At 44.5% G+C, this 18844-nt stretch carries 16 protein-coding genes and 1 pseudogene; 15 read left to right on the top strand and 2 right to left on the bottom strand.

The genetic code is table 11. The annotated features are described in order from the left end of the window. Window position 1 precedes the first annotated feature (1 nt). The 6 genes from DIU38_RS08190 to DIU38_RS35050 all read left to right on the top strand — a co-directional run bounded on the left by DIU38_RS08190 (window position 2) and on the right by DIU38_RS35050 (window position 4492). Window positions 2-769 (top strand): thiazole synthase, encoded by a 768-nt coding sequence (locus DIU38_RS08190; protein WP_112652932.1) that lies wholly within the window; start codon window positions 2-4, stop codon window positions 767-769. Then, window positions 762-1874, top strand: coding sequence for a 2-iminoacetate synthase ThiH (thiH, locus tag DIU38_RS08185; protein ID WP_112652933.1), 1113 nt, complete (start codon window positions 762-764; stop codon window positions 1872-1874). The genes DIU38_RS08190 and thiH overlap by 8 nt, the downstream gene beginning before the upstream one ends. Before the next feature lie 4 nt (window positions 1875-1878). After that, window positions 1879-2949 carry a HesA/MoeB/ThiF family protein gene (gene moeB, locus DIU38_RS08180; protein WP_149354062.1) on the top strand — a complete coding sequence of 357 codons (1071 nt, stop codon included), beginning with the start codon at window positions 1879-1881 and terminating at the stop codon, window positions 2947-2949. Then, window positions 2946-3779 carry a bifunctional hydroxymethylpyrimidine kinase/phosphomethylpyrimidine kinase gene (gene thiD, locus DIU38_RS08175; protein WP_243770783.1) on the top strand — a complete coding sequence of 278 codons (834 nt, stop codon included), beginning with the start codon at window positions 2946-2948 and terminating at the stop codon, window positions 3777-3779. Before moeB ends, thiD begins: the two co-directional genes overlap by 4 nt. A 426-nt stretch (window positions 3780-4205) precedes the next feature. Then, a complete protein-coding gene (locus DIU38_RS35055; protein ID WP_317132427.1) occupies window positions 4206-4340 on the top strand; it encodes a hypothetical protein in 135 nt (44 codons plus the stop codon). Beyond that, the gene (locus DIU38_RS35050) at window positions 4337-4492 is read left to right on the top strand and encodes an alkylphosphonate utilization protein (protein WP_317132446.1); all 156 of its coding nucleotides are present in this window, start codon (window positions 4337-4339) and stop codon (window positions 4490-4492) included. Before DIU38_RS35055 ends, DIU38_RS35050 begins: the two co-directional genes overlap by 4 nt. Before the next feature lie 36 nt (window positions 4493-4528). Here DIU38_RS35050 and DIU38_RS08165 read toward each other — a convergent pair whose 3' ends face one another. Beyond that, the gene (locus tag DIU38_RS08165; protein WP_090527495.1) at window positions 4529-5437 is read right to left on the bottom strand and encodes an AraC family transcriptional regulator; all 909 of its coding nucleotides are present in this window, start codon (window positions 5435-5437) and stop codon (window positions 4529-4531) included. An 847-nt stretch (window positions 5438-6284) separates the two neighbouring features. Between DIU38_RS08165 and DIU38_RS08160 the strand changes: the two genes are divergently transcribed. The 8 genes and pseudogenes from DIU38_RS08160 (at window position 6285) to DIU38_RS08125 (ending at window position 15678) form a co-directional block, all read left to right on the top strand. Continuing rightward, entirely contained in the window at window positions 6285-8012 is a 1728-nt protein-coding gene (locus DIU38_RS08160) for a SusC/RagA family TonB-linked outer membrane protein (RefSeq protein ID WP_149354061.1), read from the top strand. Between the two features lie 154 nt (window positions 8013-8166). Next, on the top strand, window positions 8167-9399 hold the full coding sequence (locus DIU38_RS08155; protein WP_244311271.1) for a SusC/RagA family TonB-linked outer membrane protein: 1233 nt from the start codon (window positions 8167-8169) through the stop codon (window positions 9397-9399). A gap of 19 nt (window positions 9400-9418) precedes the next feature. Next, window positions 9419-10984 (top strand): RagB/SusD family nutrient uptake outer membrane protein, encoded by a 1566-nt coding sequence (locus tag DIU38_RS08150; RefSeq protein WP_112652937.1) that lies wholly within the window; start codon window positions 9419-9421, stop codon window positions 10982-10984. 40 nt (window positions 10985-11024) lie between these two features. Continuing rightward, window positions 11025-12671 (top strand): glycoside hydrolase, encoded by a 1647-nt coding sequence (locus tag DIU38_RS08145; RefSeq protein WP_243770784.1) that lies wholly within the window; start codon window positions 11025-11027, stop codon window positions 12669-12671. After that, on the top strand, window positions 12668-13519 hold the full coding sequence (locus DIU38_RS08140) for a sugar-binding domain-containing protein (RefSeq protein WP_112652938.1): 852 nt from the start codon (window positions 12668-12670) through the stop codon (window positions 13517-13519). The genes DIU38_RS08145 and DIU38_RS08140 overlap by 4 nt, the downstream gene beginning before the upstream one ends. Then, window positions 13423-13941 (top strand): annotated as a pseudogene (locus tag DIU38_RS33885) (glycoside hydrolase family 2 TIM barrel-domain containing protein); the annotation flags it as partial. The gene DIU38_RS08140 and the pseudogene DIU38_RS33885, both read left to right, overlap by 97 nt. A 161-nt stretch (window positions 13942-14102) precedes the next feature. After that, on the top strand, window positions 14103-15401 hold the full coding sequence (locus DIU38_RS33880; protein ID WP_244311270.1) for a hypothetical protein: 1299 nt from the start codon (window positions 14103-14105) through the stop codon (window positions 15399-15401). A gap of 73 nt (window positions 15402-15474) precedes the next feature. Beyond that, the gene (locus tag DIU38_RS08125) at window positions 15475-15678 is read left to right on the top strand and encodes a hypothetical protein (RefSeq protein ID WP_112652940.1); all 204 of its coding nucleotides are present in this window, start codon (window positions 15475-15477) and stop codon (window positions 15676-15678) included. Between the two features lie 186 nt (window positions 15679-15864). Here the strand turns inward: DIU38_RS08125 and DIU38_RS08120 are convergent, their stop codons facing one another. Next, entirely contained in the window at window positions 15865-18231 is a 2367-nt protein-coding gene (locus DIU38_RS08120; RefSeq protein WP_112652941.1) for an ABC transporter permease, read from the bottom strand. Between the two features lie 296 nt (window positions 18232-18527). Here DIU38_RS08120 and DIU38_RS08115 point away from each other — a divergent pair, with 296 nt between their 5' ends. After that, window positions 18528-18815 carry a hypothetical protein gene (locus DIU38_RS08115; RefSeq protein ID WP_091163992.1) on the top strand — a complete coding sequence of 96 codons (288 nt, stop codon included), beginning with the start codon at window positions 18528-18530 and terminating at the stop codon, window positions 18813-18815. The last annotated feature ends 29 nt before the right edge of the window (window positions 18816-18844 follow it).

The raw sequence follows: 18844 nt of genomic DNA, 5'->3' as shown, positions 1-18844 counted from the left end.
TATGTTAACCATCGCTGATAAAACTTTTCAGTCGCGCTTATTTACGGGCACCGGCAAATTTAACTCACCTGCCATGATGGAGGAGGCTTTACTGGCCTCAGGCTCCGAGCTGGTAACCGTTGCCCTGAAACGTGTTGATGTAAAAAACAACGACAACGACGATCTGTTGCTGCGTTTAAAATATCCGCATATTAACCTGCTGCCTAATACCTCAGGTGTACGGAATGCTAAAGAGGCGGTATTTGCCGCCCAACTCGCCCGCGAAGCACTGGAAACCAACTGGATAAAACTGGAGATCCATCCCGATCCCAAATACCTGATGCCCGACCCTATAGAAACCCTAAAAGCTACCGAAGAACTGGCGAAACTAGGTTTTACAGTATTGCCCTATATCCATGCCGACCCCGTATTATGCAAAAGGCTTGAAGAAGCCGGTACTGCGGCTGTGATGCCTTTAGGATCGCCGATAGGTAGTAATAAGGGGCTTAAAACCATCGATTTTTTAGAGATCATCATCAGCCAAAGCAGCGTACCAGTTATTGTTGATGCGGGTATAGGTGCTCCGTCTGATGCAGCCAAAGCGCTTGAAATAGGCGCCGACGCCGTACTGGTAAACACCGCCATCGCGGTATCAAGTAATCCTGTACAAATGGCCGAAGCATTTAAACTGGCCGTTGAAGCCGGCCGGATGGCTTTTGAAGCAAAACTGGCTCAACCAGTATCACATGCTATGGCAAGTAGTCCACTAACTTCTTTTTTAGATGAGTAGTTTTAACGACATTTTTGAAACCTATAACTGGGATGATACCAGGGCCAGTATCTACGCTAAAACCAGCGCGGATGTTGAACGCGCCCTGGCCGCCGATAAACGAACTTTGGAGGATTTTAAGGCCCTGGTATCGCCGGCTGCAGCGCCCTACCTGGAGCAAATGGCGCAGATCAGTCAGCGCCTGACCCTGAAACGTTTTGGCAAGGTGCTGCAGATGTATGTACCGCTTTATCTATCCAACGAATGCAGTAATATCTGTACCTATTGCGGCTTTAGTTACGATAACAAGGTAAAACGCAAAACGCTTTCGCCAATGGAAATTATGCAGGAAGTGGCCGTTATTAAAGAGATGGGCTACGAGCATGTTTTACTGGTAACCGGCGAGGACAACGTGAATGTGCATGTTGATTATTTTAAAAAAGTGCTCGAGCTGATCAGGCCGCATTTTGCCCATATCTCGATGGAGGTGCAACCGATGGACCTGGAAGACTATCAGCAGCTAACGCCTTATGGCCTTAACACCGTACTGGTATACCAGGAAACTTATCATAAAGAGGATTACAAAAAGCACCACCCCAAAGGCAAAAAATCAAACTTTAAATACCGGGTGGAAACGCCCGACAGGTTGGGCCAGGCCGGGATCCATAAAATGGGACTGGGCGTTTTAATTGGTTTGGAAGACTGGCGCACTGATTGTTTTTTCACCGCGATGCACCTTAACTACCTTGAGAAAAAATACTGGCAAACTAAATATAGTCTTTCGTTCCCGAGGTTGAGACCTTTTAGCGGCGGCCTTGAGCCAAAGGTAGAAATGAATGACCGCGAACTGGTACAACTGATCTGCGCTTATCGTTTGTTTAACGAAGAGGTTGAACTTTCGATATCTACGCGCGAATCGGCTAACTTTCGTAATAATATCATCAAGCTGGGTATTACCTCTATAAGCGCCGGTTCAAAAACCAATCCGGGCGGGTACGCGGTAGAGCCTGAGTCGCTGGAGCAGTTCGAAATTTCAGACGAGCGCAGTCCTGCCGAAATTGCAGAGATCATTGCCCAACAGGGTTACGAAGCGGTTTGGAAAGATTGGGATAGCTGTTTAAACTAAGGATATGCTGGAACGTGAAGAACTGAAAAGATACAACCGGCAAATGATATTGCCCGAGCTGGGCCTGCACGGACAGGAAAAACTAAAAACCGCCCGGGTGTTGATGATAGGTGCCGGCGGCTTAGGTTGCCCGGTTTTGCAGTACCTGGTAGCAGCCGGTGTGGGCACCATTGGTATTGTGGATGATGACATGGTTGATGTCAGCAACCTGCACCGGCAAATATTATATGCTCCCGCTGATATTGACCAGCCAAAGGCTTTGATAGCCAAACAAAAACTAAACCAGCTTAACCCCTTTGTGGAGCTGATAGCTTATACCGAAAGGATTATTGCTGCCAATGCGCAACAACTGATAAGCAATTTTGATGTGGTGATAGATGGCTCTGATAACTTTACCACCCGCTACCTGGTGAATGATACTTGTGCGGCGCTCAACAAACCGCTGGTGTTTGGATCGATATTTAAATTTGAGGGACAGGTATCGGTGTTTAACCATCAGGGCGGCCCCGGCTATCGTGACCTATTTCCTGAAGCGCCACCCGAAAATGAAGTGCCCAACTGTGCCGAAATTGGTGTTATTGGCGTGTTACCCGGTATAATAGGTACTTATATGGCCAACGAAACCATTAAGTTGATTTGCGGTATTGGGGAGCTATTATCTGGAAAACTATTAACCCTGAATGCGCTTGACAACAGCATCAGTGTTTTCAAAATTTCTGCCGCAACGCCCTCACTCCCGGTTAACACCTCTCAGCCGGTTGAAAGTGATAGGGTAGCCAATGAAATCGACGCCGACACCTTCAAAAAATGGCACGCGGAAACACCCGACGAAATTTACCTGGTTGATGTACGTGAAACTTATGAATTTGACGATGAAAATATAGGAGGAATAAATATCCCGCTTTATGAGCTGGAAGAACACGCTAATATTTTTCCAGGCGGTAAAAAACTGGTATTTATCTGCCAAACCGGGCAACGCAGTAAAATTGCTGCTCAGCAAACCAGGTCTTTTTCGGGGATAGCGGCCTTCAGTTTAAAAGGGGCATTAACGCCTTTAATTTTTAAAACGAAATGATGCAGTATTATCAATATTGTTCGGTATTAACCATCGCCGGCTCCGATAGCGGCGGCGGTGCGGGCATTCAGGCCGACCTGAAGACCTTTGCCGCCCTGGGTTGTTACGGCACCTCAGCCATTACCGCCATTACCGCGCAAAATACCCTGGGGGTAACTAATATTCACGTTGTACCACCGGCAATGGTGCAAAATCAGATCAGCGCAGTAATGAGCGATATCCGGCCTTTGGCGGTGAAAATCGGGATGCTGCCAAATGCGGAAACTGTGCAGGCGGTAACCGATGCTTTAAAAAAATACGAACCGCTACCCATCATCCTCGACCCAGTTATCAGCTCAAGCAGCGGAAAACAACTGGCAAATAACGAAGCATTGCTTGCCATGAAGGAGCTACTTTTTCCAATGGTAACCCTGCTCACGCCAAACCTGAATGAAACAACTCAACTAACGGGCAAACATGCCGGCAATGTTGATGATATGATAAACGCGGCAGAAGCATTGTTAGATTTGGGTAGCCAGGCCGTTCTTGTAAAAGGCGGCCACTTAGAAGGACTTGAACTCTACAACGTATATGCTGATCGGCAAGGTGTAAGAAAAACTTTCGCCTACCCTTTTATAAACTCCTTAAACACACACGGAACAGGTTGTACACTGGCTTCAGCTATCGCAGCTTATATAGCACGAGGGCAATCCATAACCGAAGCCATTGCTTCGGCCGGGGTTTACGTTAACATAGCCATCAAAGAAGGGCAGAATGTAAAAACCGGCGAGGGATCCGGGCCTCTGAATCATTTTTTCAAGCCCCGTAAGTTGGCGAAGCTCGATTTCTGAAGGCATATATATCAGGTTGTTAAAGAATCGGCAATGGTCCGTAATTAAAAGCTACGCTTTGCCTCCACGGTATTTCTAATTTTCATCAGCACGGGCTATTTATATCCTATTAGCTCAACCGATTTAACAACCACATAAAGAGCATTGCTCTGTTTATGTGGTTGTTTCTGTTTCAGGATATGCCTTTTCAATTCAGAAAGATTTTTATGGAGCATTAACAATGAATTAGGTTTAAACTCCAAAAAACAGGTATTAATAAAGTGTAATGGTACATTCCTTACTTCAATTGTTTTGCCTGGAAAAAATGTATGCAACATGGCCGAATGCAAATCTTTTTAAATTTTATCTTTGCCGATGAAATCAAATACTACAAAAGATGAGTGAACTTGCCCCTGCCCAATATGTAAATCTCCCTATGCTTATGAAATGGATAACCTGCTCATATGTCCGGAATGCGGACACGAATGGAACCCGCAAGATAATCCTGTAAGTTCAGATCTGTTTGTGGTGAAAGATAGCAATGGAAATATTCTCCAGAATGGGATACTGTTGTTACCATAAAGAACCTGCCGGTACGTGGTTCCTCTCAAAGTATAAAAGCCGGGACCAAGGTTAAAAACATCCGTTTGGTTGACAGCGATCATAACATCGATTGTAAAATTGATGGGTTTGGCGCTATGGCATTAAAATCAGAGTTTGTTAAGAAAGCATAATTTTTTAAACATACAACCCAAAGCGGGGAAACGCACTTATTTAATGGAAGGAGACCGGCTTTTACGGTATTCTTTGGGGCCGTATCCCATGGTTCTGTTAAACAATCTTGAAAAATAAAGAGGGTCGTCGATGCCAATGCGAAAAGCTATTTCACGGATCCTCAATTCCGTGAACTGCAAGTACTGACAGGCTTTTTGTATTTTAAGATGATTAAAATAATCTATAGGCGAAAATCCTGTGGTTTTCTTAAATAATGCAGAATAATGACTCACCGATAGGTTTACCGAGGCCGCAAGCTCAGCTAAACTTAGGGTCTTATCCAGATTCTTCTGCATGAATAAAATAGATCTGTCCTGCGGCTGGGAGTGTGTGTTTAAATTCGTTTTATAATATTTGTCCCTAAACAAAAAAGAACTTAAATATTGCAGCAGCAGTAAATTGACGTAAGTGAGGTTTTCTGTGCTGTAACCCTGTTCTAAAAATACGTAAAGCTTGTCAAAAAGGGCGATCCGATCACCGTCAAATTCGATGCTGTACCGGAAACTCTGATCCCTTACATAAATTTGCTCTGTTATAGCATCCGCTTGCGGACCTTTAAAGTGGCACCAGTAAATTGTCCAGGGGCTGGTTTCATTTGTTTCATAAAAGTGCTTAACACCATGAGGAATAACAAAAAAGTCGCCGGGCTTGATCTCATAAGTATGGGTGCCTATCTTAACCATCCCTTTTCCGTCAACGCAATAAATCAGGATATTTTGCCCCGCACCTGTATATCGCTCCCTGCGATGGAATTTTGCCTTGGGATAGTATCCAATATCCGTTATAAATGCTCCTTGTATAGCCGCATTTCCCTCACAAAACCGCTGTAATATAGTTTTGGGTATCACGATCGCTCGCTGACCTTCAAATCCATCTTTTTTGTAACTTGCTGAATATGTATTCATTTGATTTATTTAAATCCTATCGCGGGTTACACATGTTCGCGAATGCAGACATGCTGTGTTAAAAGGCGAATAGATACTGTTTTGCCACAGCCGTTATCAATGCCGGATACTGACATTAAAAGTAAAATTTCTGAACGGCTGAATTTCATAAATCCATTAAATTATTATCTTTTAAAATACTGCCCTGCCCCATTTTTTAGGATATGGACAGGATTTGATATTCATTGATGTCAATCTGTAATTGTTAGTCGGTCAACATTGATATTCACAAAAATATTTAATAACAGGGCATTCTATATAGATGAAAAAATTAAAAACATGGACTATATAACTATCGCCGGATCGCTAAAACACTTTACGTTCATTGCGAAAATAAGGTCAGGCTTTTATAGGAAACAAGCCTGATGAGTGCCCGTGATTCGGCTATTTATGGCAAACTTTTATGCTTTTTATCAAACAGAACGAACCGAAATCATTTAACATTTGTTTCATTCCCTTCAATTTTCTCCTTCCTATAATTTAATGCGCCACTACGCATTCATTTTAATCAGCAATGTCACATTCGAAAGGCTCTGACATACCCTATAATTAAATAGTAAAATTATCCATATAGAACAACCAACCTCATGAATGCCCTCCTTCCGTTTTTTAATTAAAAGAATAAAATAACACCCTATGGCTCCAAATGGCAGAAAAAAGGCATAGGTTTTTATTATCCAATAAGCAGCAAAACAGCTAAATACAATAACAATCAGAATATTATCCATGTATTACATCATATCGTCTATACTCAACGATCCGATTGCCATTAGATTTGTCATCCTTAATAACCCAAAATAACCCAATTATGAGAACAAAATTTACACTAACATTAGTGTTATTGTTACCACTTTGCAGCCTGGTTTTCGCCCAAACCAAAGCCGTAAAAGGACGTGTAACAGATAACACGCATCAAACGCTTATTGGCGTAAGCATTTTGCTTAAGGGCACAAAAACCGGTTCTGTAACCGACGCAGCGGGTCAGTTCCAGATCAGAGCAAGCAAAGGTGACATACTGGTATTCTCTTACCTTGGTTTCCAGGCCAAAGAGGTTCCGGTGGATGACAGAGAAACTTATGAGGTAACACTTAGCCCTGCCGACAATCAGCTTAATGAGGCTGTGGTAATTGGATACCAAACCATTACCCGCAAAAGCGTAACTACAGCGGTGTCCTCTGTCGGGACTAAAGACATTGCCCCTACCACCACCAGTAATGTTGCAGATGCTATTCAAGGTAAAGTACCAGGCCTGCAGGTATTTCAGGGGGGCGGCAATCCCGGCGCGCAACCGAAGCTGCTGATCAGGGGCTTCTCCACCATCACAGGGTCCAGCGATCCGCTCATTGTTGTTGACGGCGTGATCACCTCATTCGGCGGCCTTAATGACATCAACCCCTCAGATATTGATAAGATCGACGTGCTGAAAGATGCGGCAGCTACCGCTATTTATGGTTCCCGTGGCGGGGCCGGTGTTTTGTTGGTTACAACAAAAAGAGGGAAAGAGAAAACGCAGATCAATTTTAACGGAACTTCGGGCATGAACTATTGGGTAAATCCGAAACTTGCACAGACAGACGAGTTTGTAAGCCATTACCGCCAGATCTATGCCAATAACAACCAGACCCTTCCGGCCAATGGAGCGGTGACAGGAGTTAATACTGATTGGTGGAATGAGGCAACCAAAAAAGCTTACACACATAACTATAATGTCAGCGCATCCGGATCAAAAAACGGGCTCACCTTTTATGGAAGCGCCGGGTATTTTGATCAAACCAGCAACTTTGCGGCACAGCGTGGTACTGCTGACTATCAAAAAATCACTACCAGGTTTAACATCGATTACGAAATTTCAAAGGTATTCAAATTTGGTGTTAGCCTTGCACCGCGGATGGAGCGATATGGCGACGGTGGCGGCACAAGCCTGTTCAACATCATGTCTATTGCACCTAACGTAGCAGCAACCAGGTCTGCTGCCGAGACGCAAACGGCTGTTAACGCCTATGCAGCAACCAATCCCAGCTGGAGCTTCACTGCCTATAACCCGGTTTACAGTCAGTTTACGCGTTCCAATTTTAATAATATCAATAATCCCCTGGCTGCCGTGGCCCGTGATTTTAACCAATCACGATTATTCGGCACACAGGGTTCCTCCTATCTTGAAATCAAACCAATTAAAGGCCTGACGTTGAGAAGCAGTATTTCCGGCTTTTATAACTCGATAAACCAGACTAATTACCAACCTAAATACTACATCGATCCGCAAGATCGCAGTGATATATCAGGCGCATCCCAAAACTCGGTGATCAACTACCGCTGGCAATTGGATAATACGATCAATTATATCGGAAGTATCAACAAGCATCATTACAATGTTTTGATAGGCCAGTCTGCCGACAATTACACATATAATAACACTTACGTGTACCGCCAGGATATTCCTTATGATGCGGAGCCTTATCACTATATTTCTGCCGGCGCAACGCTTGCCGACGGATCCGGCTCTCATCAACCCGGCGCGGCCCCTTCGGTAAAATGAGCTCTTACTTTGCCCGCGTATCTTATGATTTTAATGAAACCTATTTCATTGCCGGCTCTTTCCGGGCAGATGGTTCATCAATGTTATCACCCGCCAATCGCTGGGTTATTTCCCAACTGTTTCGGGTGCTTATGTAATTTCAAACGAATCATTTATGAAGAACATCAAATGGCTGAACTACCTCAAATTGCGCGGATCATTTGGCCGTGTGGGAGGCAATTTGCCAGGCTCGCCGGGCGCATACGAAAGTACTCTGGGCTTATCAGATTATATCAATGGCGCAAACAGCCGGGTTTATGGTTATGTTCCCTCTAATGTACCAGACCCAAATATCAAATGGGAAACAACACAGGACGTGACCATCGGCTTTGATGCGGACTTCTTCAATAATAAATTATCCATAACTGCTGATAAATACTGGCGCTCGCCTAAAGATATGTTGCTTTACCTCCCGGTACAACCCTCGCTGGGCTATCCGCAGGGATATATCCCAACAGTTTATACTAACGTAGGAACCATGCGTACCAGCGGTTGGGAAGCAGCCATCAATTATAAAGACAAAATCGGTGGTGTTTCTTTCGGTGTTGGTCTTACAGTACAGCATTTCATTTCCAAAGCGGTTGACTTGAAGGGACAGATCCTGTATGACGAAATATCCAACGACGTATTTCAGTCTACCCGGAGGACCAAAACCGCTGCCGGTGATATTTTAGGCGGCTATTACGGTTATAAGGTACTCGGTGTTTTCCAAACAGCCCAGGACGTTCAGAACTATAAAAGCCCTAACGGCACTGTATTGCAACCTAATGCAAGGCCCGGCGATTTTATGTATGCGAACGTTAACGGCGATAATACCATTGACTTAAACGACCGGACGTCGATCGGAAATCCATATCCTAAATTATCATCGGGCTTAAACCTTCAGGCTTCTTACCATGGCTTTGATTTCCGTATGGAATTTTATGGGTCCTTTGGCAATAAGGTAGCTGATGATTACCTGGTAAGGATGAACCCCATCTACGGGTATAACTTCATCAGCGGTAAAGAAAATAAATTTTGGACAGGTCCGGGCAGCACAAACAGTTATCCTGTGCTGAGTTTGAGTGATCCAAACGGCAATTTCTCTAAAAACTCCAGTTTCTTTATCAAAGATGGCACCTATGTACGCAATAAGTTATTGCAACTGGGTTACACCGTGCCTGAAAAAGCGTTGGGTGGCCGGGCAAAAGTGCGGGTTTACGTATCTGCTCAAAACCTCTTCACCATTACCAAATATGACGGACTAAACCCTGAAGTACCATTTGCGGGTGTACTGAGGTATGGCATTGACAACGGACAGAACCCGATCCCCAAATTCTTCAATATCGGATTTAACGCGAATTTTTAAGACTTAGCAGTAAACAACAATGAAACACTTGAAATATATATTGCTCGTACTGGTTATTGCCGGCATGAGCGCTTGCAAAAAGACTTTCCTGGATCAGGAACCTTATGGTAACGCTATACAGGCCAATACTTTTTATAATACAGTTGATGAAGCCAGTGGCGCAACGATTGCATGCTACAAATACATTGACTTTGACGACTGGTGGCAGACGCAATGGTGGAAGCAAGTAGGTGGCGAGGCCGCCTCCGACAATGAGTGGATCGGTATCAACGGTGGGCAAGGCACGGCAGTACAGGCTGCTCATTACACATTAAATGCCGAAAATGATCGTATTGAGGCACACTGGATCGAGATCTACAAAAGCATTTATATTTTCAATGCTACCATTGAAGGCATTCAGAAATCGCAGATTGACGACGCTACCAAACAGAAGCTTATCGCCGAGATCAAGTTTCTGCGGGCTTTCCAATATTTTGAGCTGGTAAGGAACTGGGGTGCTATTCCACTCATCACTAAAACATTAGGCCCTCAGGAAAATACCTACAGCAGGACCAGCGCCGCCGATGTGTACAATTTCATTAAACAAGATCTTAATAGTGCTATTGGCATTTTACCGAATAAATCACAGTATAGCGCCACAGATAAGTTCCGCGTATCAAAGGGAGCAGCGCAAGCACTGCTGGCCAAGATTGACCTGTATACGGAAGATTGGGCAGGAGCTCAAAATCTGACCAGCCAGATCATCAGCTCTGGTGAATACAACCTGGAAACGTTTTTTGGCAATATATGGCAAACAACTAATCATAACGGACCTGAGTCTATTTTTGAAATACAGTACCAGTATTCTACCCAATATCCAAACCTGGGCAACATTTTTCCTACAACCTCCATGCCTGGGACCGAAGGCGGATGGGGATATTTTACGCCAACCAGCGATCTTGAAAATGCCTTTAAATCTCAGGCAGACAGTGTAAGGTTAAACTGGACGATCATGCGCCAGGGCTTCCCGGTTGCCGGCGATCCGGCCAATACCTCTTTCAATGCCAATCCGGCACAATGTAAATCTGCCAGGTACAACCGAAAAGTTTATGTACCTCGCGGTGAAAGAACACCGAACGGCCGTTTTTCAAAAGATCATATTTACCTGAGGCTGGCAGACGTTTACCTGATGAATGCTGAAGCTGCCGCTATGCAGCAGCAGTCGGCCCAGGCTTTACAGTCAATGCGTGCGGTTAGGAACCGCGTTGGCCTCACTACCGATATGACACTTACCGGCTGGAACCTTATCAACGCTGTGCGATTGGAGCGCAGGCTCGAAATGGCCCTGGAAGGAGATCGTTTGTATGACATCAGGCGATGGAAAGATCAAAGCGGACAACCGGTGATCAACAGCATTTTAGGGCCGAACGGAAGTTTTGTTAAATACAATATGCAACAAAGCAAAGACCCATATGAAACTAAGAACCTGAACGAGCCTCAAAATAAGGGTGCTAATTTTATTGCAGGAACACATAATCTATGGCCTATCCCATCAAAGGAAATTATTGCCTCGAACGGAAAGATCACACAAAACCCGGGATATTAGCAAATAGCCGCCGGCACGCCGGCGGCTTTAAATAACTATTATGAAAATAAATTTGCGATCAGCACTGCTGTTCATGGTAATGCTGGGGGTATCAAACTCATTCAGCTGCGCTAAAAAAACAGGAATTAAAAAAGGAGACGACGGTTGCATCGTTAATGGCGTTAATACATGCAACACCGGCCCGGCCCGCATCACTATCAATTTGGGAAATGAGCAGCAAACGATGCAAAGCTTTGGTGCCTCTGATTGCTGGACAACCAAATTCATCGGAAAGTGGAATGATGTTACCAAAAAGAATCAGATTGCTGATTACCTGTTCAGCATGGAAGCCGACCAGCAGGGCAATCCCAAAGGTATTGGCCTTACGCTTTGGCGCTTCAACATCGGCGCCGGGAGCTATGAACAAGGTTCGGATAGCGGAATACCGGATGAGTTTCGCCGGGAAGAATGCTTTCTGGATGCAAATAATAATTATAACTGGAACAAACAAGCAGGCCAGCAATGGTTCCTGTCGGCAGCGAAAGCACGCGGTGTAAAAAACTTCCTGGCATTTTCTGTTTCGCCACCGGTACAGTTCACGCAAAATAATAAAGCTTATGGTTTGGCTAACAGTCATCTGAACCTGACAGAAAGCAAGAAGAATGCTTTTGCAGATTTTCTGGTTAGCGTTTTAAAGCATTTTGAATCAAGCAGTACCCCTTTTAATTATCTCAGCCCCTTTAATGAACCTCAGTGGAACTGGGGAGAAAATCCATCGCAGGAAGGCACTGGTGCTACCAATGCTGAAATTGCAGACTTTATACGCCTGTTGGGCCCGAAGATGAAAGCTGCCGGCTTAGCAACTACGATATGTCTTGGTGAAGCCAATCAATGGAATTCGCTGGACGCTAACAACAGCGATGGTCGCGGCGATCAGCTCAATCAGTTCTTTAACAAAAGCTCCGCTAATTATATAGGCGATGTCCCTTCGATGGAACACTTACTATCAGCACACAGTTATTTTACTACCTGTCCGGGCGCCGATTTGATCAGTTACCGGCAACACGCAGCAGATAAGCAAAAGACTGTTGACCCAAGTCTTCATCTTTGGCAGTCAGAGTTTGGTATATTAGGCGATATTTGTGGTCAGTTAAATGCGTACCCGAAAAATACCGGTATTGATTACGGCTTGTATGTGGCCAAAGTTATTCATCATGACCTTACGGTGGCCAATGTAACTTCATGGCAGTGGTGGCTTGCCGTTGATACTTATAATTATAGTGACGGGCTTGTATACATTAACGACCCATCTGGTGGATATGACCTGAACAGCATGAAAACAAATGGCCTGGTTAGTGATTCAAAACAATTGTGGTGTTTGGGAAATTATTCACGGTTTATCAGACCGGGGATGATCCGCGTAAATGCAGCATTAAGTGATGTTACCGATCCCGTGCTGGCAACAGGAACACAAATGGTTTCCGCATACAAAGATCCCGCTTCAAAACAATTGGTTATTGTGCTGATAAATATGAGTACCGAAAGCAAACAATACATGGTTGATCCGGGTGGTTCACAATTGGCCGGAAATACATTTGATATGTACACCACAACAGCTCTCAAAAATCTTAAAAAATCAACAACTCCTGTCGGGACAATAACACTTGAGCCCCGCTCTGTTACTACTTTAACCGCTCACTATCAATGATGCAGTATTCTTTAAAAAAAAAATTTTTCTTGCTCGCGGCACTGGTAGCAAGTTCTACCATTTCGGCGCAGGTTAAACCAATCCCGGTTGCCGGCAAATGGCAGTACAGGCTCGATTCGCTTGACAAAGGTTTGGATCAGAAATGGCAGCAACAGCAATTTACTAATAGCATATGGCTGCCTGGCACCTTAGATGACGCCGGTATCGGGGCGCCTGTAAAGGTGGATACAACTGTGCTGAGCAAGGACATCATGCTGCATCTGTCCAGAAAACACAGGTACACCGGTGCCGTTTGGTACCAACGCAGCATAAATCTAACCAGTCGGATGGCCAACGCCCTGCTGTCGCTTGAACGGGTGATCTGGAAAACCTATTGTTGGATAGATGGCAAACCAGCCGGGACACAGGAAAGCCTGATTGCACCACAAGTTTTCAAATTAGGCCCTCTGGCAGCAGGCAAACATGTGATCACCATTCGTGTAGACAATCGCAAGCAGCATGATATCAGCGTAAATGACTTTGCCCATGCCTACACCGACGGTACACAGATCATTTGGAACGGCGTTATCGGAAAGATACAGCTGATCGACATAGGCAAACAAGTTATTAACCAGGTACAGGTATACCCCTCGCTGGCCAATCACAGCGTAAAGGCAGCTATCAGCCTGGGCGGTTCCCATCGTGGCGATACTTATCTGCGGGCTTCCCTCCTTTCCGGAAAAAAGTTGTTAAACAAACCAGCCCAACTGTTATTCAACATAATCAGGAGGAAATTAACCTCCAGGTTCCGGAGGTGCAATCATGGGACGAATTTCACCCGCGCCTATACAGTCTTCGCACGGAAGTAATTGACAGCAAGGGACAAGTTTTGGATGCCAGGACTCAAAGTTTTGGCTTCAGGGATATTAACGCGACCGGGAACGAGCTTCGTATTAATGGTCGTCCGCTTTTTCTGCGCGGTACGCTTGAATGCAATATTTTTCCGCTGGAAGGCCATCCACCAATGAATACAGCCGGCTGGCTGAAGGTGTTTAAGACCGCTAAAGCTTACGGGCTGAACCATCTTCGCTTTCATTCATGGTGCCCGCCCGAAGCAGCATTTCAGGTAGCCGACTCGCTGGGTTTTTACCTGCATGTTGAGCTCCCGCTATGGGCACTAACTGTGGGAAAAGACCCAAAAACATTGACTTACCTGGAACAGGAAGCCGAAAATATCATCCGGAATTATGGCAACCATCCTTCATTTTGTTTTTGGAGCATGGGCAATGAGCTGGAGGGGGATTTTGGATGGCTGGAGAAGCTGGTGCGTAAGTTAAAGCAGGAAGACAACCGGCATTTATACACCACAACCACCTTCAGCTTTCAAAAAGGGCATGGCAAAAATCCGGATCCTGCCGATGATTATTTTATTACCCAGTACACGGAAAAAGGATGGGTACGGGACAGGGTATTTTCAACACTAATCCGCCCGATTTTAAGACAGATTACAGTAAAGCGCTGGAAGGGACAACAGTTCCTCTTATTATTCACGAAGTGGGCCAGTATTCTGTTTATCCGGATCTTGAAGAAATAAAAAAGTATACAGGGGTTCTGCGGCCATCTAACTTTGAGGCGGTACGGAACAACCTCCGCAAAAAAGGAATGCTTGGATTAGCCCCCGATTATCTTAAAGCCAGCGGAACACTGGCTGTTCAGCTTTACAAAGAAGAAATTGAACGCGCGTTGAAAACCAAAGGTGTTGGCGGGTTTCAATTGCTTGACCTTCATGATTTTCCGGGACAGGGAACAGCACTCGTTGGGATTTTAAATGCTTTCTGGGATAGTAAAGGATTGGTTTCGCCGACTGATTTTAGCAAATTCTGTGGGCCGGTGGTGCCATTGATCCGTTTTGAAAAAGCTGCCTACAGCAATAATGAGCATTTTAATGCCGCTGCCGAAATTGCCAACTATAGCGACCAGCAAATAAATGGCGAAGTTCTCTGGTCGGTAATTTCAGCAGATAAGCACTTCAATCTCCGTGGTTCGCTTGGCCGGCAGTCCATTGCCATTGGCAACGCTTCTGCGGGAAGTTTCTCGATTGATCTCAGCAAAATCGACCGGGCTTGTGAATTACAGATCACTGTGAGCATTGCCAATACCGGTTACACTAATCACTGGAAAATTTGGGTTTACCCAGATAAAAAGCCGGAATCTTTTAGTAACGTTATCTTTACTACATCCATCGACAGCGCCCTTAGTTATCTGCAAGCGGGGCGAAAAGTATTGCTTAATCCGGATACTGCCAACGTTAAAGGTATCGACGGCCGTTTCGCTCCTGTTTTCTGGAGCCCGGTCCACTTCCCCGATCAACCAGGCAGTATGGGCCTGCTCATCGACAAGAAAAGTAACGCGCTGGCTGATTTCCCTACTGACTTTTATACGGATTGGCAATGGTGGGACCTGGTGACCCGTTCCCGGTCGCTGATACTTGATAAATTGGGAGCTCCTGCAACGCCGATAGTCCGGGTGATCGATAACTTTTTCAGGAACCGTAACCTGGCAACGCTGGTTGAATTCAAGGTTGGTTCGGGGAGCTTAATTCTTTGTACAATGGATCTTCATAGTCAATTAACGGAACGGGCAGCGGCAAGGCAGCTCCGATACAGCTTGTTACATTATGCAGCCGGGAATACATTTCGGCCGGTACAGGAGATCAGTGCGGGCGATCTGCGCAGGTTATTAAATAACTAAAACCGAACCTGGAATATCGAAAAAGGTTAATAACAAACAGGCGGCCCCCTCCGCCTGTTTTGTTATTCGTTAAATGCTCTTAGTTCCCCGAAGGCACTCCCTGAACATCATCATTACTGATACTCCGTTTGTTTTTCTTAACCGGTTCTTTCAGCTTGCCGAAGCGGTAATTAAGGCTGGCATTCGCCAGGCTTGGTTAACCAAACCGGTAAACCGACCTTGTAATTATCCATCGTACTGGCTTGACCGTGTAGATCTCGTTGTTGATTGGGATTGATTATAAAGCTGAGAATCCAACTAACATTTTGGGCTTAGCAGAAGCGATCACTTCTATTTTATGCATAAAAATGCCCCCAAATGGTACCTAACTTTTTGGGGGCAGTAAATTTAAAACAGGCCCTTCACCGGGCAGTTACTATTGTCTTTTATGGTAATGAGAATACAACAACCCGTAATGAAGGTGTTATTCCCCTTTCAAACTTTTTACCGGATTTGTTAATGCAGCCTTGATTGCCTGGTAGCTTACTGTCAAAACAGAAATCAGCAATGTCAGCGCGGCGGCGATTACAAATACCCAGATATTAATGGAAATCCGGTAACTGTATCCTTTCAACCATTGGAACATTAAATACCACGCTATTGGCGCAGCAATGCAAAATGAGATTATGACCAGCTTCAGAAAATCCCTGGAAAGCAATGTGGTCACGCTGGCAACAGATGCGCCAAGCACTTTTCTGATGCCGATTTCTTTGATACGGTTTTGCGCCATGTAAGCCGCCAGGCCAAAAAGTCCGAGACAGGATATAACGATTGTCAATCCGGCAAACAGGCTGGCCAAAGTCCCGATACGCTGCTCATCGCCAAACTTCTTGGCGTACTCCTGGTCAACAAAACTATATTCAAACGGGTAATCCGGGTTGTATTTCTTAAATATAGCTTCAGCGCGACGCAGGTTTTCTTTTGTCGAATTAGCGTTATTAAGCTTGTAGTGAATGATATTGAACCAGGAACTGGGGCCTTCAATCAGCATATGTTGTACAGGTTCATAAGGCGAGCTGATAATAAAGTCTTTGATAACTCCAACAATATGCCATGTTTTGATGTCTTTACCCTCGCCCTGGGTAACTAATTTACCAACCGGATCTTTCAGGTTCATGATCTTCACCGAAGCCTCATTCACCAGCATGGCGGTTGAATCTGTCGGGTAGTTTACCGGGTCGATATCCCTGCCTGCAACAAGCTTAAGGCCCATGGTTTTAATAAGGTTTCCGTCCGAAGTGTAAATAATAAAATCAACCTTGTTCTTGGGCTGTGAACCTGGCCAGTTAAAACCCCAGCTATCACTGTATCGCTGGGTTATGGGCGAATTTGTTCTGGACACAGAAGTTGCAGCACCACTGGAAAGCAATTCATTTCTGATGGATTGATAGTGCTTCGAGATCTCGCCGGACATAAATGTGTAAACAAGGTTATCTTTCTTATACCCCGTATCCCTGTCCTGGGCGTATTGTAATTGCTGGCGGATAATGATGGTACAAATGATCAATACCACCGCAAAAGTAAACTGAATGACCACCAGCAATTTACGCGGTGTAACCAAAGCATTTGCCGCCTTAAAAGTACCTTTCAGTACAGCTACAGGCTTGAATGACGACAGGTACAATGCAGGGTAACTTCCTGAAATTATACCGGTTACCAGTATAAATCCAATTGCGGTGAGCCAAAAGTAGGGATTACTATATGGTATATATAATTGCTTTTGGGTAAGCTGGTTGAAACCCGACATACTGATTTGTACGATGACGATGGCAAAAATGCCGGCAATAAGTGCGATCAAAACAGATTCACCTAAAAACTGCCAGATTAACGAGCCCCTTAATGCGCCTACAGTTTTACGGATGCCTACTTCCCTTGCACGGGTCTCGCTCCTGGCCGTACTTAAATTCATGAAATTTATACAAGCAATAACGAGGATCAGTACAGCGATCAGTGAAAATACCCTTACACGTTCAATTCTCCCACCAACTATCACCCCATCCTTAAACTGCGAATACAGGTGCCATTTGGTTGCGGGGTGCAAAAACTGCTGAATATCCTTGGTATCGGAATGGTTCCTGGTAAAGTTCAATACAGCGGCATCAGCATGAGCTTCCGTTACACCGGCTTTTAAAAGAACAAACGTTTGAATGGAGTTATTGCCCCAGTATTCATCATCCTGCCCTATCTTTTTTAGATATGACCAGGGAATAAGGTATTCAAAATCAAACCGGGTATTATTCGGGAGGTCTTTCATCACACCCGTCACTTTAAAATAAGCGTTACTATCTATTTTAACTGTTTTGCCGAGCGCATTTTCCTCTCCGAAAAGTTTCTTTGAAAACTTTTCAGTGATAACTATGCTATGAAGGTCGTTCAAAGCGGTTTTGGGATCTCCATTAATTAATGGAAAACTAAACATGGAAAGAAAATCCGGATCAGTAAAATCGCCTGTTGCAGTCAAACGTTTGTCGCCAATGCTAAACAAAAAACTGGCATCAGTTACCCTGGCTACTTTTTCCAGTTGGGGCAACTCCGCTTTCATCACCTTACCCATGATTTTAGGCGTGGTTTCCCAGCTCCATAATTTACCGTCAAATTTAGAGCGGTTATATACAGAGTAAAGACGTTCCCGTTTTTCATGGAACTGATCATAGCTAACCTCATTCTGGATCCACAACAAAATCAGCGCTGCGCTGGCCATGCCTATGGTCAATCCAAGGATATTGATCAGGGAGAATGTTTTTTGACGTAAGAGGTTGCGCCAGGTAATCTTTAAGTAGTTTTTTAACATATGATCAGGCTTTAATAACCATAAGACGCAGGCATTAAGATTTTAGTTGCACTGTTTTTCTTTTTTCTGCTAAAAACAAAAATTGCGTTATCGCACAACGCGGTAATACACTGTTTATACTTTTACATCAGAAATTGTAAACCGGCCTATCTTTGATAAATAATACATCCCCATTAATTTTCCGATTAATTTAGGATCTTTACCACTACGCAATAATTAATGCCGGTAACGGATCGAACTATGTATTGATAAAAGTCCGATGTACCAATTACGTTTATTGCAAAAAACTAATACCAATGACAACTTTAACAGAATTTAAAGCATCATTAAATTTAAAACAGCCTGTTAACGGGCTCTCTGCACAGCTAAAAAGCCTTTGGTTTGATGGTAAAGGCGACTGGCATCAGGCACATGCACAGGTTGATCATCTGACAGATCAGGCATCGGCTTGGGTACATGCCTATTTGCACCGTAAAGAAGGTGATATTGGAAATGCTGATTACTGGTATAGCAAAGCGCGGCAAGTACGCCCCAACCTTTCTTTGGAAGAGGAATGGGAGCAATTGGTATTGCAATTCCTTTGATCGGATAAACCTTACCATATCCCTTTTAC

The organism is Mucilaginibacter metallidurans (genome assembly GCF_003286435.2).
GTDB classification, from domain to species: domain Bacteria; phylum Bacteroidota; class Bacteroidia; order Sphingobacteriales; family Sphingobacteriaceae; genus Mucilaginibacter; species Mucilaginibacter gossypii.
Note: the sequence above shows the minus strand (reverse complement) of the source record. Positions and strands in the feature narration are given on the sequence as shown.